We start from the raw sequence: 26233 nt of genomic DNA on the forward strand, positions 1-26233 counted from the left end.
CGACGGCCGACGGCTCGCCGGGCTTTATTTTCGCGGCGCTCGGACTTCCGGGCATGCTGCCAATCGACCCCAGCGACATCGACCCCGAGGAGTACGGCGAGGAGCAGGCCGTGCTGGCGATGGACCACGAGGAAGCCGTCGAGCACGTCCGCGAGGCGTTCTCGGAAGCCGGCTTCGGGTTCCCCGCGGAGTTCTCGCCCTCCGAGCTGCTCAACGAGAAGGTCGACGCGGACCGCGACCCCTACTACGTGCTCGGCGCGTGCAACCCCGAAGTCGCAGACGAGGCGCTGGACGCAAGCGACAACAGAATCGGCGCGCTGTTCCCGTGCAACGTCGTCGTCTGGCAGGAGGAACCCGGCAAACAGCGCGTCTACCACGTCTCCATCATGCGCATCGCGCGGTTGCTCGGAATGGCGCCCGACGACGAGACGTGGGACGAAATCGTCGCGGAGACCGGCGAGTACGTCGACGAAGCGTTCTCGAACCTACAGGAGAGCGGCGAACGCGGAGAATAGTCCGGTTCCAGCGTCCCCACCGGTTGGGGCGAACGCCTGGATGGTGAACAGCGTCGCGTTGTAGAGGCCGTGGCAGAGCGCGGGGACGACGAGGTTCCGGGTGCGCTCGTAGACGAACCCGAACACGAGACTCGGCACCGTGAGGATGCTGATGGTGAGTGCGGCCGCTTGCGGGCTCCCGGACAGCGACAGGATGTGGGCGGGCGCGAACATCGCGGTGGCGAGGACGATGGCCCCCGCCGCGGAGAAGTGCCGGCGCAGCGACCCCTGGATGATGCCGCGGAACAGCAGTTCTTCACCGGGCCCGATGAGCAGCAGGGACGCGGGAATCATCCACAGGAGCAAGCCGCTCTCTGCGGCGGCTTGCGCGCCCTCGTTCGTCGCCGGTTCGGTCGCGAAGGCGGACGTGATGACGACCAGCGTGGCGAGCACGAGAACGAACGCGGTGAGGTAGCCGCCCACCACGTACCCGAGGTCTCGGAGCGACGGGACGGAGACCGGCACGAAGTCGAAGGAGAGCCCCGAGAACCGGATGTAGGCGTACGCGACCAGGCCGAACCCGATGCCCTGCAAGCCGACGAGCCCGAGCACGAGGAGCGCGGACGTCGTGAGTTCGAAGCCGAGCGCGACCCAGACGCCCATCAGGACCAGTGAGACGGCGAGACCGACGACGAACCCGAGGACGGCGACGCCGAACGCGACGAGCACGGCGCGCAGTTTCGACCCGGACGGTGTCGCGTCGCCGTCGTCGGGAGACGGCGAGGACGCGTCCGCGTTAGTGGAGAGCGAATCCATGCACGGCCGTTCGTCGCGGGTGTCGAAAAACCCCGGGGCTGTAGCCGCGCGCGGCGGCGCGCTGGCCGGCTACTCCTCGTCGCGGTCCCGGAGTTCTTCGCGGAGCGCGTCGACTTGCCCTTCGAGGTTGGCGACGCGGTCTTCGAGGTTGCTCGTCGAGGAGCGGCTGAGGGCGCGAACGACGGCGAGGACGACGTAGCCGACGGCGACGAGTACGACGATGTTCAGAAAGATGACTGCGAACTCCATGCCACCGGGGAGGCCGCCGACGAATGCAGGGATCATGGTGGGACTGTTCGCCCGGCTGCGGGATAAACGAACCCCCGAATCGCGGGCTACGAGAACTCCGAGAGGTCGCTCTGGACGCCCGCGACCATGCTGGACTTGCGGCGCAACGCCCCGAGCGAGACGGGGAGGTGGTCGACGACCTCCCGGACCGCGCCGTGGAACGACTGGCTCTCGCCCGGCTCGGTGTCGAAGGCGTTGCGGACGCTCTCGCGGACCTGCCAGACGCCGACGGGTGCCCAGTAGTCGTCGCTGACCTCGCGGAGGACGAGCGCCTTCGCCTGCCGGCCGATGCTGTCGAGGTGTTCGAGCACGCCGAGCCGGGACGCGTAGTACGCGCCCGCGGTCTCGTCGACGTAGCCCGAGCGCCCCTCGTAGCCCTCGCTGGCGGACGCCATCCAGATGTCGCCCGCGGGGTCGGGGTTCCAGATGCTGCCCGGGGCCTTCATCTCCACGAGCTCGTACTCCCACGACCCGGGCGCGAGCACGACCCAATAGCGGTTGCCCATGTACTCGTTGACGTGGACGGTAACGCGGTTCACGCTCGGGTTGTCCCGAATCTTCCCGCGGAGGAACTGCCCGACCGTGTCGTCGACGGCCGTAATCGACCACCGCGTCGGGACGAGCCGGCGGTGGTCGGCCTGCCCGAGCGCGCCCACGGAGAGCACGCGGTTGATGTCGTAGACGTCGAAACCGCGGCGGTAGAGGTACGTCATCGCGCCCTCCGCCGCCCAGTCGTCGTCCTCGAGGGTCTTCTCGACGTAGCGCGGCACGTGGGGGTTCTCGGTGAGCGCCGCGGACTCGGCGCTCGCGTTCGGGCCGGAGGGAGCGTTCGCCGCGGGGTTCGTGTACTCGCTGGCGTCGAAGTCCGGCGTGTCCGAGAGCCCGATTTCGACGTCCACGGGCCGGTCGGCCATCGCGACCTCGCGCTGCGTGCCGACGAAGCCGTCCCAGACGTCGTGGACGTTCACGTTCGCGGAGCGCCGCGAGTTCAGCAGGCCCGTCCGGTACTGGAGGACGTTGTCGATGTCCAGACCCTGCTGGTACCACTCGCCGCTGGTCGCGTACTCCTCGGGGTCCGCGCCGCCCGCGACTGGCGAGAGAATCCCCGCGGAGACGTTCGGATACGACGACCTGCCGACGAACACCGACGGCGCGGTCGCGCCGACGAGCGTGTCCCCCTGCACGGCGGACTCGAAGCCGGATTCGACGTCGTCGAGGTAGTCCAGCACTTCGTAGGACTTCTCCTCGGCGAGCTGGCGTCGCTGGACCGACTCGTCGGGCTGGAGTCCCTCGATGTAGTCGTCGAGACGCACGACTGCTACTTGCGCGGGCGTCCACTTACCCGCTTCGCCGCGCACACGAAACATCCCCCAGACAGCTACAGAGATAGTAATCAGTCGCCCCGGTAATAGCGTGAAAAAGACTCATACGAGCAACAATATCCGTATTTACAGTAGTACATACGATTCTATTCTCGAATTGCCAACGCTCGCCAAAATCTATTTATGTCTTCGATGTGTGGTAACGTGTAACATGAGCGTCGTGGAACAGCTCCGGCAACGCGTGGAGGACTCGCCCACCGAATTCGAGTGCGGGATTTGCGCGGCCCGCTACGAGCGCCAGCGGTTGAACTGCCCCGCGTGCGGGAGCGGCGAATTCAGAGAAGCCTGACCGCTAGTCCGCCTGCGCCTGCCACTCGCGGACGTTCTCCTCGCTGACGCCCGACACCGTCTCGGCGAGCTCGTCGGCGTCCGCGCTCGCCAGGTCGCCGACGTCCTCGATGCCCGCTTCTTCGAGTTTCTCCGCCGTCGCGGGGCCGATGCCGTCCAGCGCCTCGACGCCCTGCTTGCGCTGGCGCTCCTGGTACTCCTCGTAGTTGCAGATGGGACACCCCAATTCCCACGGCTCGTCGTCGTCGCCGTCGTGGACGACGAGTTCGGGGAGGTCGTGCTCGTCGCAGCACGTGTCGGTAATCTCGATGTCGCCGCGACGCGGCAGGGGGAGCGAGTAGTCGCAGTCCGGGTAGCGCGTACAGCCGACGAGCCGGCTGCCGGTCTGGAGTTGTTTGATGGCGAGTTCGCCGCCCTCCTCGTCGCCACATTCGGGGCACGCGCCGATGACGCGGTCCTCGCTCTCCTCGGCTTCCTCGGCCGCACAGAGCGGGCAGCCGTGGACGAACGTATCCCGTCCCGCGAGCATCTTCACCTCGTGGAGCCCGTGCTCCTCGCAGGTCTCCTCCAGGACGAGCGGTTCGCCCGTGGAGGGCAGCGGGAGCGTGAACCGACACTCGGGGTAGCCGTCACAGCCCACGAAGTACGAACCCGTCCGGGAGCGCCGCACGAGTAGCGTGTCGCCGCACTCGGGGCACTCCCCGAGCGTCTTGTCCGCCTTCAGGGAGTCGCGGAGGTGGTCGCCGATCTCCTCCCGGGAGTCGGTGAGTTCGTCGAAGACGCGGTCCAGAATCTCGCGGGACTCGGCGGTGACCTCGTCGAGAGACTTCTCGCCCTCGGCGATGGCGGTCATGTCGCCCTCCAGTTCGCTGGTCATCTGCTCGCTGACCACGAGGTCGGCGTACTCCTCGGCGGCCTCCACGACCGCCTTCGCCAGCGTCGTCGGTCGCGGCGGGTCGCCCTCGATGTAGCCGCGGTCGTAGAGCTTCTCGATGGTGTTGTGGCGCGTGGACTTCGTCCCGATGCCCATGTCCTCCATCGTCTCGATGAGCCGGCTCTGCCCGTACCGACGGGGCGGCTGCGTCTGCTTGGCCTCCATCCGGGGGTCGGTGAGGTCGAGGTGTTCGCCCTCGTCGACGTCCGGAACGTAGTTCTCGGTCGTGTTGAAGTACGGGTAGACCGCGTGGTAGCCCTCTTCGAGGAGACGCTTTCCGTTCGCCTTCAGCGACTCGCCGTCGGCGTCCGCGACGACGCGCAGGTGCTCCCAGACGGCGGGCTCGGCGAGCGTCGCGAAGAACCGCCGCACGACGAGCTCGTACACCTCCCACTCGTCCTCGGAGAGCTTGTTCCGGTCGGGGAAGTCCGGCGTCGGGTGAATCGGCGGGTGGTCGGTCGTCTCCTCGTCGCCCTCCGTCGGCGAGAGGTCGTCCCGTTCGAGCAGCATCTCGGCGTCGTCGCCGAATATCGTCTGCTCGAACTCGCCGAGCAGGTCGCGCTCGTCCAGGTCCTCGGGGTAGACGGTGTTGTCCGTCCGCGGGTACGTGATGTAGCCCGCCGTGTAGAGGTCCTCGGCGATGCTCATCGCGCGACCCGCAGAGTACCCGAGGGAGCCAGCAGCGCGGATGTACTGCGTGGTGTTGAACGGCGCTGGCGGGTCGTCGCTGCGGGTGCGCCGCGACACCGACTGCACGACCGCTTCGCCGGCCTCCCGGAGCACCGAGAACGCGCGCTCGGCGGCGTCCTCGTCCCAGACGCGCTCGGCCTCGTTACCGTCCTCGCCCTCGTAGAAGTACTGCGCCTCGAACGTCGTGTCGTCTTTCGCGAGGTCCGCGAACAGCTCCCAGTAGTCGTCGGGCTCGAACGCCTCGATCTCGCGCTCCTTGTCCACGATGAGTTTCAGCGTCGGGGACTGCACGCGGCCCACCGAGATGAAGTCCTCTCCCATTTGCCGGGCGGACAGCGAGAGGAACCGCGTGAGCGCGGCCCCCCACACGAGGTCGATGATCTGGCGGGCCTCGCCCGCCGCGGCGAGGTCGAAGTCCACCTCGTCGGGGTCCGCGAACGCGGACTTGACCTCGTTGTCCGTAATCGAGGAGAAGCGCACGCGCTGGATGGGAGCCTCCTCGTTGACCTCGCGAACGAGCTCGTAGGCCTCCTTCCCAATGAGTTCGCCCTCGCGGTCGTAGTCCGTCGCGATGACGACGCTGTCGGCCTCGCGAGCGAGGCGCTGGAGCGCGTTCACGATGTCCTCCTGCGTGGGCTCTTTCACGACGTCGGCGTGCACGAGTTCGGCGGGCTCAACGTCCCGCCAGTCGGAGTACTCGGGCGGGAAGTCGACGCCGACGACGTGGCCGGAGAGCCCGATGCAACGGCGGCCCCCCCACTCGTAGACGTTGACGCCCGCGGTCGTGTCGGTGCTTGCCCCTCCCTCCGAGAGGATGTCGGCGATGCGTCGCGCGGCGTTGTTCTTCTCTGTGACGATGAGTTCCACGGTGTACCTCCACCTGCCGGGGTGGTCTTGGAGACGGATACGCCGCTACCGCGGGTAAAGATTTCGGGACCGAGAACCGCAAGCAAGCGACGGGACAAGGCGCGCTCGCGCCTGCCCACGAGTGCGGGTACTCGCGCGCCGTGCGAGCACGCGCAACGACTAACCCCGCCGCCGTTCGAGTAGCGGCATGGTCCAACGACGCGTGAACCGCTGGGTCGGCGTCTTCCTCCTCGTCGTCGGCGTCGGCGGCTTCGTCCTGTCGTTCCCGCCGTCGCTGCTGCTCGGTGTCCAGATGGCGTTGCTCGCGGTCGCCGGCGCGCTGTTCGTCGCGGCCGGCGTGACGGACCGCGTGCGCTGGTCGCTGCTCGCGGGCGTCGGGAACGTCGCGCTCGGCTCGTCGCTGGTTGTCTCCGGCATCACGACGCTCGACGGCGCCGAGACCAGCGACTACTTCTATGCCGTCGCGGTCGGCGTCGGCGGCCTCACGCTCGCAGCAATCGGCGTCCTCTACGTCGTCGAGCACGACGCCTTCGACACCGCGTAGCTACGCCCGGTAGAACATCCCCTTCGATGCGGGCCGCGTCTCCTCGAAGCCCCACTGCTCGTAGAAGCCGTCGACGTCCGCCATCAGGTTCACGTACGCGCTCTCGGGCGCGTGCTCGTCGACGTAACTCATTATCGCGTCCATCATCCGCGAGCCCAGGCCCTGTCGCTGGTGGTCGGGGTGGACGGCCATGTCGCAGATGTGGTAGACCGAACCGCCGTCCCCGACGATGCGCGCCATGCCCACGGTCTCACCCGAGAGCTGCTCGACTATCGTCACGCCGTACACGGAGTTCGGGAGGCCTTGCTCGACGCCCTCGCGGGAGCGCTCGGCCATCCCGGCGGCCGCACGGAGTTCCCGGAAGCGTTCGGGCGTCGGGAGGGCCTCGCGGAGTTTGTACGCCATACCGGGAGTGGCGACAGCGAGAAGAAAGCCGTGTCGGTGCCGACAGCGCGCGTCGCTACTCCAACTGCTCGCGCAGCAGTTCGTTGACCTGGCCGGGGTCGGCGCTCCCGCCGGTCTTCTGCATCACCTGGCCGACGAGGAAGTTCAGCGCGCCCCCCTCGCCCGCGTAGTAGTCCTCGACTGCGTCGGGGTTCTCGTCGATTGCTTCCGCGACCGCGGCCTCGACCTCGCCGCCCGTGGTCTTCCCAAGGTTCTCGGCTTCCACGACCTCGTCGGGCTCGCGGCCCTCGTCGAGCATCTCCCGCAGCACGACTTCCTCGGCGTTCTTCGCGGTAATCTCGTCCTCGGCGACGAGCTCCACGAGGCGCGCGAACTCGTCGATGCGGTCGGCGATGTCACCGACCTCCATGCCGCGGTAGTTGAGTTCGCCGAGGACGTTGTCCGCGACCCACGTCGCCGCCAGGCCTGGGTCGTACTCCTCCGCGAGTTCCTCGAAGAGGTCCGCGACGGCCTTCCGCGACGTGAGTTTGGAGGCTGTTTCGGCGCCGAGGTCGTACTCCTCGCGGAACCGCTCGCGGCGCGCGTCCGGGAGTTCCGGAATCGGAATCTGCTCCTTCCAGTCCGAGACCTCCAGCGGCGGGATGTCCGCCTCCCGGAAGTAGCGGTAGTCCTTCTCCTCCTCCTTCGAGCGCATCGACACCGTGATTCCCCGGGACTCGTCCCAGTGGCGGGTCTCCTGTTCGACCTCGCGGCCGCGCTGAATCTGGTTGCGCTGGCGCGTAATCTCGTAGGAGAGCGCCTTCTGTGCGCCCTTGTGGCTGGAGATGTTCTTCACTTCGGTGCGGTTCGCCGCTTCGAGCGCCTCGTCGCTGATGCCACCCTCGAGCGTGGCGGCGTCGACCATCGAGATGTTGGCGTCCACGCGCAGGCTGCCGTCGCGCTCCGCGTCGAAGATGCCCAGGTACTCGAGGACGTCCGTGAGTTTCGCGAGGAACGCGCGCGCCTCGTCGGCGCTCCGGAAGTCCGGCCGCGTGACGATTTCCATCAGGGGCGTGCCCGCGCGGTTGTAGTCCACGAGCGTGTAGTCGGCGGTGTCGATGCTGCCGCCGACGTGCTGCAGGCTCCCCGGGTCCTCCTCGAGGTGCGCGCGCTCGATGCCGATTTCGCGGCGCTCGTCCTCGACGGTCACCACGAGCTCGCCGTCCTGGCAGATGGGGGCGTCGTACTGCGTAATCTGGAACCCCTTCGGGAGGTCGGGGTAGAAGTAGTTCTTCCGGTGGAAGCGGGTGCGCTCGGGGATGGCCGCGTCGATGGCCTTCCCGAGTTTCACGGCGGCCTCGACGGCCCCCTCGTTCAGCACGGGGAGCGCGCCCGGCAGCCCGAGACACACCGGACACGTGTGCGTGTTCGGCTCCGCGTCGCCGGTGTCGGTCGAACACCCACAGAAGATTTTGGTGTCCGTTTCCAGTTGCACGTGGACCTCCAGGCCGATGACCGCGGCGAGGTCCTGCGTGGCGGCCTGCGTACTCATTACGCCACGATTCGGGGGGTGGCCGCTTAGGACTAACGAAGGGGCCACGCGGGCGGCCCCACGCGACCAACCAGAATTTGTCTGACGCTCGTCCGACCTATACTTATCCGTCTCGCGTCCCCTTCAGGACGTATGACTGGCGACACCGACGTCGAGGAACTCGAACAGCGCGTCGAAGAACTGGAAGCGACCGTCCGCGGCCTCACCGAGGAACTCGTGGACGCCAGCGAGCGCATCCGCACGCTGGAAGCCGAACTCGACCGCACGCCGAGCACGGAGGAGCTCCGCGAATCCCGCGAGGGCGGCGTCATCGAGCCCGACGACGACCCCGACACCGAGGCAGACGAAGCGACTAAACCTGTGGACGGCGAGGCTGACGACAACGAGGAGTCGGGCCTCGACGACATCATCGTCGCGTAGGCCGCTCCCCTCCCCAGCATGTACATCGACGAAATCGTCCTCCAGAACTTCAAGAGCTTCGCCGGGACGACGCGCATCCCGTTCTACGAGGACTTCACGACGATTAGCGGGCCGAACGGCTCCGGAAAGTCGAACATCATCGACGCGGTGCTGTTCGCGCTCGGGCTCGCGCGCACCTCTGGGATGCGCGCGGAGAAGCTCACAGACCTCATCTACAACCCCAGCCACGAGGGCGAGGACGCGACCGCCGGCCCGAAGGAGGCCAGCGTCGAGGTCGTGCTGAACAACAGCGACGGGACGCTCTCGCGCTCGCAGGTCGAGGCCGCCGCGGGCTCGGAGAAGGTCGGCGACGTGGACACCATCACCGTCAAGCGCCGCGTGAAGCGCACGGACGACAACTACTACTCGTACTACTACCTGAACGGCCGCTCGGTGAACCTCTCGGACATCCGCGACCTGCTCGCGCAGGCGGGCGTCGCGCCCGAGGGGTACAACGTCGTGATGCAGGGCGACGTCACGGGCATCATCAACATGACGCCGGGCGAGCGACGCGAAATCGTCGACGAAATTGCGGGCGTCGCCGAATTCGACGCGAAGAAGGAGGACGCCTACGCGGAGCTGGAGGTCGTCGAGGAGCGCATCAACGAGGCGGACCTGCGCATCGACGAGAAGCGCGAGCGCCTCGAGCAGCTCGAAGACGAGCGCGAGACCGCGCTCGAGTACCAGGGCCTCCGCGACGAGAAACAGGAGTACGAGAGCTACGCGAAGGCCGCCGAACTCGAGGAGAAGCGCGACGACCTCGATGCCACGCGCACGGACATCAGTGAGCGCGAGGACGAACTCGACGAACTTCAAGAGGAACTCGACGAGCGCCGCGGCGTCGTCCTCCGCTTGGAGGAGGACCTCGAGGACCTGAACGCGGAAATCGAGCGGAAGGGCGAGGACGAACAGCTCGCCATCAAGCGCGAGATGGAGGAAGTGAAAGGCGACATCTCGCGCCTCGAGGACAAGGTCGAGGCCGCCGAAGAGCGCATCGAGGCCGCGGAGAACGAGCGGCGGCAGTCGTTCGTGGAAATCGACCGCAAACAGGAGCAAATCGACGACCTGGAGGGCGACATCAAGGACCTGAAAGTCGAGAAGGCGTCCGTGAAGGCGGACATCCAGCAGCGCGAGTCCGACCTCGCAGACGTCGAGGCGGAAATCGAGTCCGTGGATACGGCGTTCGACGAACTCAAAGCCGAACTCGCCGAGAAGAAAGAGGAGTTGGAGGCCGCCAAGAGCGAGCGCAACGACCTCCAGCGCGAGCAGGACCGCCTGCTGGACGAGGCCAAGCGCCGCTCGGAGGCCGTCGACGAGGCCAAGTCCGACCTCGAGGACGCCCGCGAGCGCCTCCCCGAATTGGACGCGGTGCTGGACGACCTCGAGGACGAACTCGCGAAGGCGAAGCGCAACCGCGAGCAAATCGTGGAGGTCGTCGAGGACCTCAAGCAGGAGAAGCGGGAGCGCCAGGACGACCTCGAGGACGTCGAGGACGACCTCTCCGCGGCACAGGAGGAGTACGCGCGCCTCGAAGCGCAGGCCGACCAGTCCGGGGACAGCTCGTACGGGAAGGCCGTCACGACGATTCTGAACAGCGACGTCGAGGGCGTCCACGGCACGGTCGGGCAACTCGGCGGCGTCAGCGAGCAGTACGCGACCGCCTGTGAGACGGCGGCTGGCGGCCGACTGGCGAACGTGGTCGTGGACGACGACGGCACGGGCCAGCGCTGCATCGAGTACCTCAAGCAGCGCAACGCCGGCCGCGCGACGATGCTCCCCATCACGAAGATGCGCCACCGCTCGCTCCCCAGCACGCCGGAGATGCCGGGCGTGGTGGACTTCGCGTACAACCTCGTGGACTTCGACGAGCAGTACGAGCCCATCTTCTCGTACGTGCTCGGGGACACGCTCGTCGTGGAGAACATGGAGACCGCGCGCGACCTGATGGGCGACTTCCGGCTCGTGACGCTCTCGGGCGAACTCGTGGAGAAGTCCGGCGCGATGACCGGCGGGTCGCGCTCCGGCTCCCGGTACTCGTTCTCGAAGTCCGGCAAAGGCCAACTCGAACGGGTCGCCGAGCGCATCCAGCGCCTCGAGGACGAGCGCGCCGAGATTCGGGAGGACGTCCGCGAAATCGACGACCGCCTGGAGGACGCCCGGGACCGCCGGCAGGACGCTACCGACCAGGTGCGCTCGCTCCAGAACGACGTCGAAGATGCCGAGAGCGAACGCGAGGACGTCGAAGAGAGAATCGACGTCCTCGAGGCGAAAATCGAGGAGTTGCAGGGCGAGCGCGAGGACGTCGACGAGGAGATGCAGGAAATTGAGGCCGACATCTCCGCGAAGCAGGACGAGCTCGCGGCCTTAGAGGACGACATCGCGGAGTTGGAGAGCGATCTCGCGGACTCGAAGATTCCCGAGCTCACCTCGCAGAAGGAGGACATCGAGGCGGACATCGCGGACCTCGAGTCGCGCGTGGACGACCTCAACGGCGAACTGAACAGCCTCCAATTGGAGAAGGAGTACGCCGAGGACGCCGTCGAGGACCTCCACGACGACATCGAGGAGGCGCAGAACGAGAAGGCCGAACAGGAGGAACGCATCGGCGACCTCCGGGAGCAAATCGAGGCCAAAGAGGAGACGCTCGCCGAGAAGGAGGAGGCCGTCGCCGAGTTGGAGGAGGAGTTAGCGGACCTCAAGAGCGAGCGCGAGGACCTCAAGGACGACCTCAAGGAGGCGAAGTCGGCCCGCGACGAGCAGGCCAACGAGGTCGAGAAGGTCGAGAACCGCCTAGAGAGCCTTCGACGGGCGGAGTCGCGGCTCGCTGACGAAATCGACGACCTTGAAGAGGCCGTCGGCGACTACGACCCCGAGGAGATTCCGGACCTCGACGAGGTCGAGGAGAACGTCGCGCGCCTCGAACGACAGATGGAGGCGCTCGAACCGGTGAACATGAAGGCTATCGAGGAGTACGACGACGTCGAAGCCGACCTCGACGACCTCGAAGCCAAGCGCGAGACGCTCGTGGAGGAGCGCGACGGCATCCAGGACCGCATCGACCAGTACGACGAGCAGAAGAAGTCGACGTTCATGGACGCCTTCGACGCCATCAACGACCAGTTCCAGCGCATCTTCTCGCGGCTCTCCGCGGGCACGGGCGAACTCGAACTGGAGAACCCCGAGGACCCCTTCGAGGGCGGGCTGACGATGAAGGCTCAGCCCGCGGACAAGCCCGTGCAGCGCCTCGACGCGATGAGCGGCGGGGAGAAGTCGCTGACCGCGCTCGCGTTCATCTTCGGCATCCAGCGGCACAACCCCGCGCCGTTCTACGCGCTCGACGAGGTGGACGCGTTCCTCGACGCCGTCAACGCCGACCGCGTCGGCGAACTCGTCGACGAACTCGCCGGGGACGCGCAGTTCGTCGTCGTCAGCCACCGCTCGGCGATGCTGGACCGCTCCGAGCGCGCCATCGGCGTCACGATGCAGGAGGACAACCGCAGCATCGTCACGGGTATCGACCTCTCCGCGCCGGGGGCGACAGCGAATGACTAGCGCGGACGAGCGGAGCGAGTCCGCGGAAAAGGCGAGCGACGACCGGCAGGAGCCGCGAACCGACGGCGGGTCCGACGACGTCCCGCTGGACATCACGGGCCACGAGGACCGGAAGGCCGAGCGGGAGTCCAGCGACGCCGAGCCGGACGGCGGACTGACGACCGCGGACGCGCCCGGAGACGACACCGACGACACGCCCGACAGCGCCGCCGAGTTGATTGCACAGTCGCCGGCCGAACCAGAGGCGAACCCCGACGACGAGGTCGAGCCCGTGGAGTTGCTCGTGCAGCTCGCGAAGAACGGCGAAATCGAGCCGTGGGACATCGACATCGTCGCGGTGACGGACAAATTCCTCGAGGCGCTCGACGAGGCCGACCTGCGGACGTCCGGGCGCGCGCTGTTCTACGCGAGCGTCCTCCTGCGGATGAAGAGTGACGTGATGCTCGACGACGGCGACGACGAACCCGAGGAGGAGGAAGTCGAGCGGCCCCCGTGGGAGGCGCCGCCCGCGGAGGCAGACGATGACGGTCGCCCGGCCTACGACCCCGTGGACGCGCTCGAATCCGAGATGGACCGCCGGCTGGAGCGCAAGCAGGCCCGCGGCAACCCGGAGACGCTGGACGAACTCGTGCGCGACCTCCGGGAGGCCGAGCGCGGGTCGTGGTGGAAAGAATCGCGGGAGTACGACACCAGCGACTCCCCGAAGGGGTTCCGGCGCGGCGTCCAGGAGTTAGATTACCACTCCGGAGACGAGTTCCGGATGGACGACGAGCCGACCGCCGAGGAGGCGCTCGGGAACGCCCACGAGGAGGACATCGAGGCGACCATCGCGGACGTCCGGACGGTGCTGGACGAGAAGTACGGCGGCGGCCGCACGGAAGTGCTCTACGAGGAGGTCGCGGACGCCGGCGAGTCGCGCGTGCAGACGTTCCTCGCGCTCCTGTTCCTCGCGCACCGCGGCTCGGTTACGCTCGAACAGGACGACCTGTTCGGCGACCTCTGGGTCTGCGAGAACGCGGAGACGGAAGCGCCGACGCCGAACTAGAACGCGAACCAGTCGGTGACGCGGCCCGAATCGTGGAGCCGCCAGCGCTGGCGGACGGTTCCTTCTGCACCGGTTTCGACGGAGAGCGTCGCGTCGAACAGCGGCTCGACCGTCGCGAGGAGCGCGTCGTCGGCGCTCGCGGAGACGTGGAAGTGGCCCATACCGTCCACACTGCGGACGGAACTCGTGAGGAGGTGGAGGAAGCGGAACAGCCGCTCCTCGGAGACCTCGCCCGAGTGCACGGTGTCGAAGAACGGGTCGAGGCCGTCCACGCAGAGTCGGAGCTCGCTGGGGTTGTCGGCGGACTCGGCGACGCGGTCGAAGGCGTCGGTGACGGCGGTGGTGAGCGCCGCGAAGTCGGTGGGGTCGTCGACGCGCTCGTACCACTCGCCGAGCGGTGTCGGGAGGTCGCTCGTACCGGAGGACGCGGCGGCCGCCGAACGTGCGCCCGTCGCAGGCGTGGCGTCCACGACGCCGAGCGTCGAAGGGTCGGTGCGGCGCGGGCTATGACGGTCCAGCACCGTCGAGACGTCCGACGACGTCTCGAGGAAGACGTGGCGGCGGTCGAGTTCGGGAGCACCGAGCAGACGCTCGCAGGCGGCGTCGCGGCCAGCGGCGTCGCTGACGACGAGAACGTTGCAGCCGTCGCGCTTCAGCGCCGCGAGCTCGGTCGAGAATGCTTCGGCGTCCGCGTGCTCCCCCATAGTCGACCTAACAAACGCGGGAATGGTATTTACATTTTGGGTCCGCGGCCGCGAATCTTACCGCGTTACCCGCCTCAGCGCCCGGCCTCAGAGGTAGTCGCCGACGAGCGCGTCGACGCGCTCGCGGGTCTCCTCGGGGATGGCCTCGGTGGGCGTGTTGACGGTGCCGTCGAGGGCGTGCCCGCAGTCGCAGTCGCGCTCCTCGGGCAGCGTCTCGATGGCGTGCTCGACGGTGCGCTTGATGGCTTCCTCGTTGGCCGCGGCGTTCTCCAGCACCTCTTCGAGCGTGACCTCGCTGTCCGCCTTCCAGACGTCGTAGTCGGTGACGCCCGCGACGGTCGCGTAACACATCTCGGCTTCCCGCGCGAGCTTCGCCTCCGGGATGGCGGTCATGCCGACGAGGTCCCAGCCCTGGGCCTTGTAGAACTCAGACTCCGCGCGCGTCGAGTACTGCGGACCCTCGATACAGACGTACGTGCCGCCTTCTTGTGTCTCCGCGTCGGTCGCTTCCTCCGCGGACTCGTGGAGGTGTTCGACCATGTGCGGGCAGTACGGGTCCGCGAACGGCTGGTGGACGACGATGCCGTCGCCGAAGAACGTGGAGTCGCGGTGCTTCGTGCGGTCGAAAATCTGGTCCGGGACGACCAGCGTCTGCGGCGGCAGCTCCTCTTTGAGGCTGCCGACGGCGTTCGACGCGAGGATGCGTTCGACGCCGAGCTGCTTGAGCGCGTAGATGTTCGCCTTGTACGGGAGGTTCGTCGGCGAGCGCTGGTGGTCGGGGCCGTGGCGCGGCAGGAACGCGACTTCCGTCCCCGTGTCGCCGAACTCGCCGACGGTGACGGGCGCGCTCGGGTCGCCGTACGGCGTCGTCACGTCCTCCTCGCGGACGTCGTTCAGCGGGAGCGCTTCGTAGATGCCGGAACCGCCGATGAAGCCAATCATGAGACGACGTGGGCGGCGGACGCACCTAAACGAAACGATGCCGGCTCAGGCGTCGACGCGGAGCTTCCACTCCTCGGGGCCGGCCTTCACGAGCACGTCGCGGCGTACCATCTCCTCCAGCACTTCGTCGAGGCGGTCGGGCTGGGCGATTTCCATCTCGATGCGTTCGACGTCGTGGTACGACGCGAGGAGGTTCTGGATGCCCTCGCGCGTGTAGGGACCGTCGCCGTCCTTCTCCATGACGCCGGAGATGAGGTCGATCATGTCCTCGATGAAGTTCCAGGGGTAGACGACCCACGCCCACTCGTCGAGGTACTCGCCGACGTAGTCGGGGTCGTACTCGCTGGTGCCGAGCAACTGGAGGGTGGCGGTCCGAATCTCGTTGGCGTCCCGTTCGGCGACGTACTCGTGGGCGCGCTCGATGGAGCCGCCGGTGTCGGCGATGTCGTCGATGATGAGGACGTCTTTGTCCTCGACGGAGCCCTCCGGCATCGGGTACCGGACCTCGGGCTCGTCGGCCTTCTCGGCGGTGCCGACGTAGTGCTCCATCTTGAGACTCGTGAGGTCGTCGAGGCCGAGGAAGTCACAGAGACACCGGCCCGCGAACCAGCCGCCGCGGGCGAGCGCGACCACGACGTCGGGCTCGAACTCGGAGGTTTTGACGTCGTCGCTGACGTCGCGGCAGAGACCGTAGATGTACTCCCAGTTGGTGATAGTACACTTGAACTCGTCCGGGAGGTCGCTCATTACGTATTGGCCCTCGGGCACCTCGCTACTTAACGGTTTACAGGTGCGCTCGGCCGCCTGAACGTGTCAGCGAGTCAGTCAGCGAGAACGCGGGAAACGTTCAAGCCGCGCGTGGTCGAAGCGGGCCACGTGACCACGCCCTCCAACGACACGTCGACCAACCACAGTCGCCGTCGGGTCCTCCAGTCCGCGGCCGCAGTCGCGCTTGCCGGCCTCGCGGGCTGTTCGGGCGGCGACGGCGACGGAGCCACGACCGCGCCGACCCAGACGACGGCGGAGTCGACTACGACTACGCCGACGACCGTCAGCGACGCCGACCAACGCGAGAAAGCAATCGAGTTCGTGCAGACGCTGGCGGCCGGCGAGTACGAGACGGCGTTCGGGATGCTCTCCGAGAACATTCGGAGCCAGTACTCCGCCGCGCGGTTGGAGACGGACTGGACGCAGACGACCGCCGACTACGGCCGCTTCGAGGGTATCTCGGGGACGACTCGAGAGCCGACGGGCGGCTACGACGTGCTCGTCGTGCAGGCGCAGTTCGAGGCGGGCGTGCTCGGCGTGCAGTTGGCCTTCGAACAGGCGTCCATCGAGGGGCTGCAGTTCGTGCCGCTCCAGGGGGCGTACTCGCCGCCCACGTACGCCGACGAGTCCGCCTTCGAGGAGCGCGAACTGGCGCTCGACTCGCCGGCCTGCGACCTGGGTGCGACGCTGACAGTGCCGACCGACGGCGCGGACACCGGCGTCGTGCTCGTGCACGGCTCGGGACCGAACGACCGCGACGAGACCATCGGCCCGAACAAGCCGCTGAAGGACCTCGCGTGGGGGCTGGCGACCGAGGGCGTCGCCGTGCTGCGGTACGACAAGCGCACGTACGCCTGCGACGTGGCGACCGGTGACCTCGGGTTCGACGCGCTCGTCGCCGACGACGCGCTGACCGCGCTCGACCGCCTGCGCGCGGAGACGGACGTGAGCAATTCCGCGGTCGTCGGCCACAGCCTCGGCGGGTACGCCGCCCCCTACGTCGCCGAACGGGACGGCGACGCGGCCGCGTTCCTGCTCGCCGCGCCGTCGCGCCCGCTGTACGAACTCGTCCCCGACCAACTGCGCTACCTCGCCAACCTCGACGATACGGTGACCGATGCCGAACGCTCGCGCATCGAGGACGCGGAAGCGACCGCCGAACGGCTCGCGAACGGCAACTACGAGAGCGGCGGCTTCGCGTGGAGCGCGGACTTCTGGCGCGCGGTCGCGGAGTACGACCCCGTGGCGACTGCGACGTCGCTGGACGGCGAGGTGTACGCGCTACAGGGTGGCCGCGACTACCAGGTGAGTCCGACCGAGGACTTCCCCGCGTGGCAGGACGCGCTCAGCGAGTCCAACACGGCGCTGTACGACGACCTGAACCACCTGTTCGTGGCCGGCGCGGGCGACCCGAACCCGAACGAGTACTTCCGGGGCGGGAACGTCGCCGAAGCAGTCGTGACGGACCTCGCGGGCTGGCTCGGGTAGGGAAGGAAAACACGCAACACGCGGGAGCGAGAAGCCGCGTCCATGACAGCGACGCGAGCGCTCCTCGTGGACGCGTTCACCGACGAGCCGTGCGCGGGGAACGCGGCTGGCGTGGTGCCGGACGCCGACGACCTGACGGAGGGACAGATGCAGGCCATCGCCGCCGAACTCGGCGCGAGCGAGACGGCGTTCGTCCGCGAGAGCGACGACGCCGACCGCCGGATTCGGTACTTCACGCCGACGACCGAAGTGGACCTCTGCGGGCACGCGACCATCGCGAGCCACGCGCACCTGTTCGCGGACGGTGCCATCGAGGCGGGCGAGCACACGCTGGAGACGAACGTCGGCGTGCTCGACGTCGACGTCGAGGACGACGGCACGGTGTGGATGACGCAGAACCCACCCGAAATCCGGGAAGTGGACGTGACCTACGAGCGTGTCGCGGCTGCGACGGGGCTGGACGAGGAGTCGCTCCGGGGCGCCAGCGACGACCTGCCGCTGGCGGTGGCCTCGACGGGACTGCCGTTCCTCGTCGCGCCCGTGACGTACCTCTCGGACCTGGGCGACGCGAGTCCGGACTTCGACGCAATCGAGGCGCTCGCCGACGAGGTGGGCGCGGCTGGCGTGTACGCGTTCTCGTTCGACGCACTGGCCAGCGCGTCGACGCTCCACGGGCGTGCGTGGGTGCCGGGCGTGGGCATCGACGAGGACCCCGTGACGGGGACGGCCAGCGGCGCGACGGGCGCGTACCTCGAGCACTACGCGGCGTTCGGCGGCGACGTCGCGGAGGAGATGGTCTTCGAGCAGGGGCACTTCGTCGACCGGCCGGGCCGCGTCCGGGTGCGCGTGCAGGACGGCGGCGCGCCGAAAGTCGGCGGAACGGCCGTCGAGACGCTCGACGGCGACCTACAGGTGCCGCCGGCCGAGACCGACGACATCCTCGAAGCCTAGTCCTTGGAGTTCGGCGCGTCGCCGAATTCGAACGCGTCGTCCTCCTTGAGTTTACGGAGTTCCCGGTTCACCGACTGGAGGTCGTTCTGCATGTCCGCGAGCCGGTCGTCGAGCACGCTGACGATGTCGCTTTTGACGTGCTGAGTGTCGAAGGTGTCCGAGAGCGCGTCCTCGTTGGCGGCGGTGAACGTCTTGTACAGCGACCACGCCTTCCCGAAGCGGTAGACGAGCAGGCCCGCGACGGCGAGCGCGATGCCGGGCGCGGCGGCCGACAGCGCTTGCCCCGTCGCCGAGGAGTCCGCCGAGAGGATGTCCCACGCTTCGAGCCCGCCGAGCGCGACGCCGCCGCCGACCAGCGCGAGGCCAACGACCGCGAACGCGGACGTGAACAGGAAGTACTTGCCAGCGTGAACGGCTGCGCGTTTCGCGTCCATGCCCGAGTGGTGACGAGCCGCCGGCTAAAATCCTCCGCTGGCGGTTGCGAGGCGAGCGCAGTCGGCGGCGACCACGCCTCGAACGGACAATCAGTACTCGGAACCGAGTTTGCAATTATTGCGCGTGAGCCGTTCGCAACCTTCTTATGAGCCGTTCCGGTGTATCTACCTGTCAATGGCTGTTCGATGGCTGGAAGACGTACGGGCCGACGACATCGACAGTGTCGGCGGCAAGGGCGCGTCGCTCGGCGAACTCACGGACGCCGGGCTCCCCGTCCCCCCGGGGTTCGTCGTGACCGCGGGGACGTACCGCACGTTCATCGAGGACGCGAACATCGACGACGAACTGTTCGACGCCGTCGAAGTCGACCCCGAGGACTCCAGCGCGCTCGCCGACGCCGAAGCGGCCGCGAAAGACCTCATCCTCAACACCGAACTCCCGGAGCACATCCGAGAGGACATCCTGTCGTCGTACGACGACTTGGACGACGGACAGGCGTCGGTCGCGGTGCGGTCGTCGGCGACCGCCGAGGACCTCCCGGACGCGAGTTTCGCGGGCCAGCAGGAGACGTTCCTCAACATCACCCGCGAGGACCTCATCGACCGCGTGAAGCGCTGCTGGGCGTCGCTGTTCACGCAGCGCGCCATCTACTACCGCGAGGAGCAGGGCTTCGACCACCGCAAGGTCGACATCGCGGTTGTCGTCCAGAAGATGGTCGACGCGGAGAAGTCCGGCGTGATGTTCACGAGTCACCCCTCGACGGGCGCTCACGAGGCCATCATCGAGGCCGCGTGGGGGCTCGGCGAGGCAGTCGTCTCCGGCTCCGTCTCCCCGGACAACTACCACGTCGACCGCGACACGAACACCGTCGAGGAGGTCTCGGTCGCCGACAAGAAGGTGATGTGCGTCCGCGACCCCGACACCGGCGAGACCGTCGAGCGCGAGGTCCCCGCGGAGAAGCGCGAGCAGCGCGTGCTCTCCGACGAGGAGATTCTGGACCTCGTCACCATCGGCGAGCGCGTCGAGGAGCACTACGGCGAACCACAGGACGTCGAGTGGGCGATGACTGACGGCGACATCTACATGCTGCAGTCCCGCCCCATCACGACCATCGACGAGGACACCGAGATGACTGAAAACGGCGAAACCGGCGAGGAACTCGTGAACGGCCTCGGCGCGAGCCCCGGCATCGCCTCGGGCCCGGCTCGCGTCGTCACCAAGCTCGACCAGCTCGACAAGGTCGGCGAGGGCGACATCATCGTCACCGAGATGACGACCCCGGACATGGTGCCCGCGATGAAGCGCGGCGCTGGCATCGTCACCGACGAGGGTGGCATGACCAGCCACGCCGCCATCGTCTCCCGCGAATTGGGCTGTCCCGCGGTCGTCGGCGCGACGAACGCCACGGACGTGCTCCACGACGACCAGATTATCACGCTCGACGGCGACCGCGGCACCATCACCGAGGGCCGCACCGAGGAGGAGTCCGAGCGCAAGCCCATCGAGGAAGCGCGCCCGACGACCCCCGTGAAGCCGATGACCGCGACCGAAGTGAAGGTCAACGTCTCGATCCCCGAGGCCGCCGAGCGCGCCGCCGCGACGGGGGCCGACGGCGTCGGCCTGCTCCGCACGGAGCACATGATTCTCTCCACGAACAAGACGCCCGAGCGCTACATTGAGGACCACGGCGAGGACGCCTACGTGGACGAACTCGTCTCCGGCGTGCGCACGGTCGCCGAGGAGTTCTACCCGCGCCCCGTCCGCGTCCGCACGCTCGACGCGCCGACCGACGAGTTCCGGCAACTGGAGGGCGGCAGCGACGAACCCCACGAGCACAACCCGATGCTGGGCTACCGCGGCATCCGCCGCAGCCTCGACCGCCCCGAGGTGTTCAAGTACGAGCTGGAGGCGTTCAAGGAACTGTACGAGATGGGCTACGACAACGTCGAAATCATGTTCCCGCTCGTGAACGACGCCGACGACGTCCGCCAGGCCCGCGAACTCATGACCGAGGTCGGCCTCGACACCGAGAAGCGCACCTGGGGGGCAATGATCGAGACGCCCGCGGCCGCACTCTCCGTCGAGGAACTCGCCGCCGAGGGCATCGACTTCGCCTCGTTCGGCACGAACGACCTCACGCAGTACACGCTCGCCGTCGACCGGAACAACGGCAACGTCGCCGACCGCTTCGACGAACTCCACCCCGCCGTCCTGGACCTCATCGAGGGCGCCATCGAGACGTGCCGCGAGCACGACGTCGCCACCAGCATCTGCGGGCAGGCCGGCTCGAAGCCCGAGATGGTGAATTTCCTCGTGGAGACCGGCATCTCCTCGATTTCCGCGAACATCGACGCCGTCCGGGACGTCCAACACGAGGTCAAGCGCGTCGAACAGCGCCTCATCCTCGACTCCGTCCGGGACTAGCCGCTCGTCCCACCCCGACTTCCGCTCCTCCGGTCCGCTCGGCGACACGACAGACGTTTTCACCGCCGAGTTCGTATCCCGGGGTATGCTCGCGTATCACGCCGTCTTCCTGCTGTTGGTCGCCGGTTCGACCGGCTTCTTCGTCGCGCTCGCCGCGCTGAACGTCCAGCACGCCGACCGGACCGTCCGCGAGCGCACCGAGTGGCTGGCCGACACCGTCGGCGTCGACGACCCCGAACGCCTGCTGGACTACCACCGGCTGACGACCGCCGCCAGCCAGCTGCAGAGCGTCGTCGTGCTCGGCGTCGTCCTGCTCGTGCTCTACACCGGCCTGTTCGGGGACGCCGTCGCGGCTGCCTACGACGTCATCGGGAACGACCTGCTCGCGGGCGTCGCGGTGTTCGTCGGGGCCGCGCTCGCGTTCCAACTGCTGCGCGTGCCCTTCGACGCCTTCGAGACGTTCGCCGTCGAGGACGCGTTCGACTTCAACGAGCAGTCTCCCACACTCTTCGTCCGCGACAAGCTCGTCAGCACCGCGTTCACCGTCGTGCTCGTCGCCGCGCTCGGCGCGGCCGTGCTGTTCGTCGTGGACGCGTTCCCGGAGTGGTGGTGGCTCGCCGCCACCGGCGTCGTCGGCGTCTTCCTGCTCGCCACCCAGATTATCGTGCCGCGCGTGTTCCTCCCGCTGTTCTACGACTTCGAGCCCGTCGAAGATTCGAGCCTCCGCGACGCCGTCGACGACGTCTTCGAGCGCGCGGGCTTCACCTGCGACGACGTCTACGTGATGAACGCAAGTTCGCGCTCGGGCCACTCGAACGCCTTCTTCACGGGGTTCGGCGCGACCAAGCGCGTCGTCCTCTTCGACACGCTCGTCGACCAGCTCGACGAGACCGAACTCCAGAGCGTGCTCGCGCACGAACTCGCGCACTGGAAGAAGGGCCACATCTGGCAAGGGATGGCCGCCAGCGTCGTGCAGGCCGGCATCCTCCTGTTCGTCGCGCAGTTCCTCGTGGAGTCGTCGTGGCTGTACGCGATGTTCGGCGCACCCGAGGTGCCCGCTGCGGGCCTGCTGCTCGCGGCGCTGTGGGTCGAACCCGTGAGCCAGTTCGCCAGCCCGCTCTCGAACCGGCTCTGGCTCGCGAACGAGCGCGAGGCCGACGCGTTCGCCGTGGACGTGATGGACGGCGGCCAGCCGCTCGCGGGCGCGCTCGCCGCGCTCACCAGCGAGAACCTCGGCAACCCCTTCCCGCACCCGCTGTACGAGACGTACCACTACCAGCACCCGCCCGTCCCCGAGCGCATCCGCTACCTCACGGAAGACTGACCCGAGAGCGGAACCGCTAAATCGCTCCTTCGACTGGCAGACAGTATGCCACGCGCGGAGCCGACGCCCACCCCGCAGGACTTCGAGCGCGTGCTCTCCTCGATGTGTACGGAGCCCCACCCGGCCGCCCGCGACGCCGCGGTGGCGTTCCTCGCCGACAACCCCGGCGACCCCGCCACCTACCCCGCCGTCGCGGCCCTCGAAACGGAAGCGGTCGACGCGCTCGGCGAGGTCGTCGGACTCGACGACCCGCACGGCTACGTCGGCTCCGGCGGCACCGAGGCGAACATCCAGGCAGTTCGTGCCGCTCGCAACCTCGCCGACAGCGACGTGAACGTCGTCGCGCCCGAGAGCGCGCACTTCAGTTTCCAGAAGGCCGCCGACGTGCTCGACGTCGAACTCCGGCTCGTGCCCACGGACGACGACCACCGCGCGGACGTGGACAGCGTCGTCGACCTCGCGGACGACGACACCGCGCTCGTCGTCGGCGTCGCCGGCACGACCGAGTACGGCCGCGTCGACCCGATTCCCGCGCTCGCTGACGTCGCCGCCGACGTGGACGCTCGTCTCCACGTCGACGCCGCGTGGGGCGGGTTCGTCCTCCCGTTCACCGACCACGAGTGGAGTTTCGCGGACGCGCCCGTCGACACGATGACCATCGACCCCCACAAGATGGGGCAGGCGCCGATTCCCGCCGGCGGCTTCCTCGCGCGGGACGCCGAGACGCTGGACGCGCTCGCCATCGACACTCCCTACCTCGAATCCGACACGCAGCCGACGCTCGGCGGTACGCGCTCGGGCGCCGGCGTCGCCGGCACCCACGCCGCCCTCGACGCGCTCTGGCCGGACGGCTACCGCGACCAGTACGAGCGCTCGCAGGCCAACGCCGACTACCTCGCCGCGGAACTCGACGCGCGCGGCTACGACGTCGTCGACCCCGTGCTCCCGCTGGTCGCTGCCAACCTCCCGGACGCCGAGTTCGAGGCGCTCCGCGACGAGGGCTGGCGCATCTCCCGCACGGGCACCGGCGAGCTCCGCGTCGTCTGCATGCCCCACGTCACCCGCGAGATGCTCGACGACTTCCTCGCGGCGCTGTCCGGTGTCGGTAACGTTTAATCCCGCGACAGTCCACCACATAGACAGTGCTCTCGTCCGTTCTGCTCGCGCTCTCCATCGACCTCAGCGCCGTCGAGGGAGCGGTCCGTGCCGCGACGGGCTGGCCGGGACTCGGCATCATCTTCGTCTACTCGTTCCTCATCGCGTTCGTCCTCCCGCTGCCCAGCGAAGTCGTATTGTGTCCCGCCGGCTACGTCTGCGGGAGCGCCGCGACGCTCGGCCTCGGCCTCCCTGGTCCCGCACTCGTCGCGGTCGTCGTCGTCGTCAGCGGCGTCGGGAAGTCCCTCGGCAGCGTCATCGCGCTCTCGGTCGGCCACGGCGCCAGCCACTCCAGCGTCGTCGTACGCGCGCTCCGCCGGCTCGGTTTCGATCCCGTCGAGTGGTCGAAGACTCGCATGGTCGAACTCGTTCAGACGTACGGCTACTACGGGATGGCCGTGGGGCTCAGCGTCCCGTTCTTCCCGGACACCATCTCGCTGTACGCGTTCTCCGTCATCGAGAAGGACTACCGGCGGTTCGCGCTCGCGACGTTCGCCGGCAGCGTCGGCCGCCTCGCGATTACTATCGCGCTCATCGAGGGCGTGCTGTTCGTCGCGTGACGACGAAACCGGAACGTCGAGACGCAACCAGCGGGCTTTAGGCCCGCGCCGGGAGAACGAGAAACCATGACCTACGAGGACTTCCCGACCGACGAGCAGACGGTGGTCACTGCGGGGTTACCGTACGCCAACGGCGACCTCCACATCGGCCACCTGCGTAGCTACGTGAACGCCGACGCGTTCACGCGCGGCCTCCGGAAACTCGGCCAGGACGCCATCTACGTCTCCGGGAGCGACATGCACGGCACCCCCATCGCCGTCAACGCCGCCGAAGAAGGCGTCAGCCCCGAGGAGTTCGCGCTCCGTCACCACGAACAGTACGAACAGACGTTCCCGAAATTCAACGTCGACTTCGACCAGTACGGCCACACCCACGACGAGACCAACACCGAGCTCACGAAGGAGTTCGTCCGCAAGTGGGAGGAGAACGGCCACGTCCACGAGAAGGAGATCAACGTCGCCTACGACCCCGAAGCCGACCAGTGGCTCCCGGACCGCTACGTCGAGGGTACGTGCCCGTACTGCGGCGAGCACGCCCGCGGCGACGAGTGCGACGAGGGCTGCCAGCGGCATCTCGAACCCGGCGAAATCGAGGACCCCGTCTCCACGCTCACCGGCAACCCCGCGGAGTACCGCGTGCGCGACCACAAGTTCCTCCGACTCTCGGACGTGCAGGAGCACCTCCAGGGGTTCATCAACCGACTCGAGGGCACGAGCAACGCCCAGAATCAGCCCCGCGAGTGGATCGAGGGCGAACTGGAGGACTTCTGCATCACGCGGGACATGGACTGGGGCATCGACTACCCGGGTGAGGGCTCCGAGGACCTCGTGCTGTACGTCTGGGTGGACGCCCCCATCGAGTACGTCTCCACCACCAAGCAGTACAGCGAGCGCACGGGCGACTTCGACTGGGAGCCCGTCTGGAAGGACGGCGACGGCCACATCGTCCACATCATCGGCCGCGACATCATCCAGCACCACACCGTCTACTGGCCGGCGATGCTGGAGGCCGCCGACTACGCCGAGCCGCGCGCGGTCTGCGCGACCGGGTTCGTGAACATCGACGGCAAGGGCCTCTCAACGTCGAAGAACCGCGCCATCTGGGCCGAGGAGTACCTCGACGAAGGGGTCCACCCGGACCTACTGCGGTACTACATGGCGACCGCCAGCGGGTTCGAGCGCGACGTGAACTTCTCGTGGGACCGGTTCGCCGAGCGCGTGAACAGCGAACTCGCGGACGTCGTCGGGAACTTCGTCTATCGCGCGCTGCTGTTCGCGACCCGGAACTTCGACGGGACGCCGGACGCGGACGTCTCCGCGGACGTCGAGACCGAAATCGCGGACGCGATGGACGACTACGAGGACGCGCTCAACGACTACGACCTCAAGTCCGCTGGGGAACGCGCGGTCGCGCTCGCTCGCTACGGCAACGAGTACATCCAGCGCAACGAGCCCTGGAAGCTCGACGACGAGGAGGCCGCGCCGGTCATCCGCGACTGCGTACAGCTCGTGAAGGCCGTCGCGGTCCTGCTGCAGCCGTTCGTCCCCGAGAAGGCCGACGAAATCTGGGCGCAAATCGAGGAGGACAATTCCGTGGCGGACGCGACCATCGGCGACTGCCTGCAGGCACCGCCCGCGGCGTTCGGCGAGCCCGAGGAGCTGTTCACGAAGGTCGAGGACGAGCGCGTCGAGGAACTCGACGAGAAGCTCCAGGAGAAAATCGAAGCCGCTAGTAGCGACGAGGAAGAGAGCGAGGACGTGAGCGAAGCATCCGAGACCGAGCTCGAACCGCTCGCCGACGAGCGCGTCAGTTTCGAGGACTTCCAAGCCCTCGACCTGCGCGTCGGCGAAATCGAGGCTGCGGAAGGCATCGAGGGTGCCGACGACCTCGCGCGCCTCGAAGTCGACATCGGCCACGAGGTCCGTCAGATCGTCGCGGGCATCAAGCAGCTCCACGACCTCGACGAACTGCCGGGCAAGCGCGTCGTCATCGTCGCGAACCTCGAGAAGGCCGAGCTGTTCGGCGTCGAGTCCAACGGCATGATTCTCGCCGCCGGCGAGGACGCCGACCTCCTCACCACGCACGAGGACAGCGAACCGGGCACGAAGATAAAATAGGGCTTGCAGGCGGCGAACGGAGTCCGGTGCGCGCTACCGCCGTTCCGATTCCGAGCGCACCGGCCTGCG

Annotated in this window: 23 protein-coding genes; 13 read left to right on the forward strand and 10 right to left on the reverse strand. The window is 67.9% G+C overall.

Annotation, left to right across the window (positions count from 1 at the left end; translation table 11 throughout):
• Positions 1–53: 53 nt before the first annotated feature.
• A complete protein-coding gene (locus tag LPA44_RS00955) occupies positions 54–515 on the forward strand; it encodes a DUF302 domain-containing protein (protein WP_230887729.1) in 462 nt (153 codons plus the stop codon).
• Here LPA44_RS00955 and LPA44_RS00960 read toward each other — a convergent pair.
• The 3 genes from LPA44_RS00960 to nreA form a co-directional block, all read right to left on the reverse strand.
• Positions 486–1310 (reverse strand): CPBP family intramembrane glutamic endopeptidase, encoded by an 825-nt coding sequence (locus LPA44_RS00960; RefSeq protein ID WP_230887730.1) that lies wholly within the window; start codon positions 1308–1310, stop codon positions 486–488. The genes LPA44_RS00955 and LPA44_RS00960 overlap by 30 nt on opposite strands.
• A 69-nt stretch (positions 1311–1379) precedes the next feature.
• Entirely contained in the window at positions 1380–1595 is a 216-nt protein-coding gene (locus LPA44_RS00965; RefSeq protein ID WP_230887731.1) for a hypothetical protein, read from the reverse strand.
• Between the two features lie 50 nt (positions 1596–1645).
• Positions 1646–2911: a DNA repair protein NreA gene (gene nreA / locus LPA44_RS00970; protein WP_230887944.1), complete on the reverse strand. Its 1266-nt coding sequence runs from the start codon at positions 2909–2911 to the stop codon at positions 1646–1648.
• Between the two features lie 220 nt (positions 2912–3131).
• Between nreA and LPA44_RS00975 the strand changes: the two genes are divergently transcribed.
• On the forward strand, positions 3132–3269 hold the full coding sequence (locus LPA44_RS00975) for a hypothetical protein (RefSeq protein ID WP_230887732.1): 138 nt from the start codon (positions 3132–3134) through the stop codon (positions 3267–3269).
• A gap of 3 nt (positions 3270–3272) precedes the next feature.
• Here the strand turns inward: LPA44_RS00975 and LPA44_RS00980 are convergent, their stop codons facing one another.
• Positions 3273–5759: a DNA topoisomerase I gene (locus LPA44_RS00980; protein WP_230887733.1), complete on the reverse strand. Its 2487-nt coding sequence runs from the start codon at positions 5757–5759 to the stop codon at positions 3273–3275.
• 187 nt (positions 5760–5946) lie between these two features.
• Here LPA44_RS00980 and LPA44_RS00985 point away from each other — a divergent pair, with 187 nt between their 5' ends.
• The gene (locus tag LPA44_RS00985; RefSeq protein ID WP_230887734.1) at positions 5947–6303 is read left to right on the forward strand and encodes a hypothetical protein; all 357 of its coding nucleotides are present in this window, start codon (positions 5947–5949) and stop codon (positions 6301–6303) included.
• Here the strand turns inward: LPA44_RS00985 and LPA44_RS00990 are convergent, their stop codons facing one another.
• Both LPA44_RS00990 and gatB read right to left on the reverse strand, forming a co-directional pair.
• The gene (locus LPA44_RS00990; protein ID WP_230887735.1) at positions 6304–6708 is read right to left on the reverse strand and encodes a GNAT family N-acetyltransferase; all 405 of its coding nucleotides are present in this window, start codon (positions 6706–6708) and stop codon (positions 6304–6306) included. It lies immediately after the preceding gene.
• 55 nt (positions 6709–6763) lie between these two features.
• The gene (gene gatB / locus LPA44_RS00995) at positions 6764–8239 is read right to left on the reverse strand and encodes an Asp-tRNA(Asn)/Glu-tRNA(Gln) amidotransferase subunit GatB (RefSeq protein WP_230887736.1); all 1476 of its coding nucleotides are present in this window, start codon (positions 8237–8239) and stop codon (positions 6764–6766) included.
• Positions 8240–8371: 132 nt separating this feature from the next.
• Between gatB and LPA44_RS01000 the strand changes: the two genes are divergently transcribed.
• From LPA44_RS01000 to LPA44_RS01010, 3 genes are read left to right on the forward strand one after another with little or no spacing between them, the layout of a single operon-like run.
• Complete coding sequence (locus LPA44_RS01000; RefSeq protein ID WP_230887737.1) at positions 8372–8659, forward strand: DUF7518 family protein; 288 nt, start codon at positions 8372–8374, stop codon at positions 8657–8659.
• An 18-nt stretch (positions 8660–8677) separates the two neighbouring features.
• Complete coding sequence (smc, locus tag LPA44_RS01005) at positions 8678–12250, forward strand: chromosome segregation protein SMC (RefSeq protein WP_230887738.1); 3573 nt, start codon at positions 8678–8680, stop codon at positions 12248–12250.
• Positions 12243–13295 carry a segregation and condensation protein A gene (locus LPA44_RS01010; protein ID WP_230887739.1) on the forward strand — a complete coding sequence of 351 codons (1053 nt, stop codon included), beginning with the start codon at positions 12243–12245 and terminating at the stop codon, positions 13293–13295. Before smc ends, LPA44_RS01010 begins: the two co-directional genes overlap by 8 nt.
• Here LPA44_RS01010 and LPA44_RS01015 read toward each other — a convergent pair.
• From LPA44_RS01015 to LPA44_RS01025, 3 genes are all read right to left on the reverse strand, one after another.
• The gene (locus LPA44_RS01015; protein WP_230887740.1) at positions 13292–13999 is read right to left on the reverse strand and encodes a DUF7504 family protein; all 708 of its coding nucleotides are present in this window, start codon (positions 13997–13999) and stop codon (positions 13292–13294) included. The two genes, LPA44_RS01010 and LPA44_RS01015, sit on opposite strands and share 4 nt — an antisense overlap.
• Before the next feature lie 87 nt (positions 14000–14086).
• On the reverse strand, positions 14087–14941 hold the full coding sequence (gene mtnP / locus LPA44_RS01020; protein WP_230887741.1) for an S-methyl-5'-thioadenosine phosphorylase: 855 nt from the start codon (positions 14939–14941) through the stop codon (positions 14087–14089).
• Between the two features lie 45 nt (positions 14942–14986).
• Positions 14987–15688, reverse strand: coding sequence for a phosphoribosyltransferase (locus LPA44_RS01025; RefSeq protein WP_230887742.1), 702 nt, complete (start codon positions 15686–15688; stop codon positions 14987–14989).
• Between the two features lie 129 nt (positions 15689–15817).
• Here LPA44_RS01025 and LPA44_RS01030 point away from each other — a divergent pair, with 129 nt between their 5' ends.
• Positions 15818–17197, forward strand: coding sequence for an alpha/beta hydrolase (locus LPA44_RS01030; protein ID WP_230887743.1), 1380 nt, complete (start codon positions 15818–15820; stop codon positions 17195–17197).
• A 42-nt stretch (positions 17198–17239) separates the two neighbouring features.
• Positions 17240–18148, forward strand: a complete 909-nt coding sequence (locus LPA44_RS01035; RefSeq protein ID WP_230887744.1) for a PhzF family phenazine biosynthesis protein — start codon at positions 17240–17242, stop codon at positions 18146–18148.
• Here LPA44_RS01035 and LPA44_RS01040 read toward each other — a convergent pair.
• Complete coding sequence (locus LPA44_RS01040) at positions 18145–18582, reverse strand: hypothetical protein (RefSeq protein WP_230887745.1); 438 nt, start codon at positions 18580–18582, stop codon at positions 18145–18147. The two genes, LPA44_RS01035 and LPA44_RS01040, sit on opposite strands and share 4 nt — an antisense overlap.
• A 175-nt stretch (positions 18583–18757) precedes the next feature.
• Here LPA44_RS01040 and ppsA point away from each other — a divergent pair, with 175 nt between their 5' ends.
• The 5 genes from ppsA to metG all read left to right on the forward strand — a co-directional run bounded on the left by ppsA (position 18758) and on the right by metG (position 26164).
• Positions 18758–21007, forward strand: coding sequence for a pyruvate, water dikinase (ppsA, locus tag LPA44_RS01045; protein ID WP_230887746.1), 2250 nt, complete (start codon positions 18758–18760; stop codon positions 21005–21007).
• 85 nt (positions 21008–21092) lie between these two features.
• A complete protein-coding gene (locus tag LPA44_RS01050) occupies positions 21093–22331 on the forward strand; it encodes a M48 family metallopeptidase (protein ID WP_230887747.1) in 1239 nt (412 codons plus the stop codon).
• A 45-nt stretch (positions 22332–22376) separates the two neighbouring features.
• On the forward strand, positions 22377–23447 hold the full coding sequence (gene mfnA, locus LPA44_RS01055; RefSeq protein ID WP_230887748.1) for a tyrosine decarboxylase MfnA: 1071 nt from the start codon (positions 22377–22379) through the stop codon (positions 23445–23447).
• A gap of 26 nt (positions 23448–23473) precedes the next feature.
• Positions 23474–24046: a VTT domain-containing protein gene (locus tag LPA44_RS01060; RefSeq protein ID WP_230887749.1), complete on the forward strand. Its 573-nt coding sequence runs from the start codon at positions 23474–23476 to the stop codon at positions 24044–24046.
• Positions 24047–24112: 66 nt separating this feature from the next.
• Entirely contained in the window at positions 24113–26164 is a 2052-nt protein-coding gene (metG, locus tag LPA44_RS01065; protein ID WP_230887750.1) for a methionine--tRNA ligase, read from the forward strand.
• Positions 26165–26233 lie beyond the last annotated feature (69 nt).

This window comes from Halobacterium sp. KA-4 (assembly GCF_021028995.1).
GTDB lineage: Archaea > Halobacteriota > Halobacteria > Halobacteriales > Halobacteriaceae > Halobacterium.

Bases quoted from the DNA above. Each gene is read 5' to 3' on its own strand.
- LPA44_RS01010 (WP_230887739.1), top strand. From the start codon at position 12,243: ATGACTAGCGCGGACGAGCGGAGCGAGTCCGCGGAAAAGGCGAGCGAC.
- LPA44_RS00975 (WP_230887732.1), top strand. From the start codon at position 3,132: ATGAGCGTCGTGGAACAGCTCCGGCAACGCGTGGAGGACTCGCCCACC.
- mfnA (WP_230887748.1), top strand. From the start codon at position 22,377: ATGCCACGCGCGGAGCCGACGCCCACCCCGCAGGACTTCGAGCGCGTG.
- LPA44_RS01035 (WP_230887744.1), top strand. From the start codon at position 17,240: ATGACAGCGACGCGAGCGCTCCTCGTGGACGCGTTCACCGACGAGCCG.
- smc (WP_230887738.1), top strand. From the start codon at position 8,678: ATGTACATCGACGAAATCGTCCTCCAGAACTTCAAGAGCTTCGCCGGG.
- LPA44_RS00985 (WP_230887734.1), top strand. From the start codon at position 5,947: ATGGTCCAACGACGCGTGAACCGCTGGGTCGGCGTCTTCCTCCTCGTC.
- LPA44_RS01050 (WP_230887747.1), top strand. From the start codon at position 21,093: ATGCTCGCGTATCACGCCGTCTTCCTGCTGTTGGTCGCCGGTTCGACC.
- metG (WP_230887750.1), top strand. From the start codon at position 24,113: ATGACCTACGAGGACTTCCCGACCGACGAGCAGACGGTGGTCACTGCG.
- LPA44_RS00955 (WP_230887729.1), top strand. From the start codon at position 54: ATGCTGCCAATCGACCCCAGCGACATCGACCCCGAGGAGTACGGCGAG.
- LPA44_RS01040 (WP_230887745.1), bottom strand. From the start codon at position 18,582: ATGGACGCGAAACGCGCAGCCGTTCACGCTGGCAAGTACTTCCTGTTC.
- LPA44_RS00960 (WP_230887730.1), bottom strand. From the start codon at position 1,310: ATGGATTCGCTCTCCACTAACGCGGACGCGTCCTCGCCGTCTCCCGAC.
- mtnP (WP_230887741.1), bottom strand. From the start codon at position 14,941: ATGATTGGCTTCATCGGCGGTTCCGGCATCTACGAAGCGCTCCCGCTG.
- LPA44_RS01015 (WP_230887740.1), bottom strand. From the start codon at position 13,999: ATGGGGGAGCACGCGGACGCCGAAGCATTCTCGACCGAGCTCGCGGCG.
- gatB (WP_230887736.1), bottom strand. From the start codon at position 8,239: ATGAGTACGCAGGCCGCCACGCAGGACCTCGCCGCGGTCATCGGCCTG.
- LPA44_RS01025 (WP_230887742.1), bottom strand. From the start codon at position 15,688: ATGAGCGACCTCCCGGACGAGTTCAAGTGTACTATCACCAACTGGGAG.
- LPA44_RS01000 (WP_230887737.1), top strand. From the start codon at position 8,372: ATGACTGGCGACACCGACGTCGAGGAACTCGAACAGCGCGTCGAAGAA.
- ppsA (WP_230887746.1), top strand. From the start codon at position 18,758: ATGGCTGTTCGATGGCTGGAAGACGTACGGGCCGACGACATCGACAGT.
- LPA44_RS00965 (WP_230887731.1), bottom strand. From the start codon at position 1,595: ATGATCCCTGCATTCGTCGGCGGCCTCCCCGGTGGCATGGAGTTCGCA.
- LPA44_RS00990 (WP_230887735.1), bottom strand. From the start codon at position 6,708: ATGGCGTACAAACTCCGCGAGGCCCTCCCGACGCCCGAACGCTTCCGG.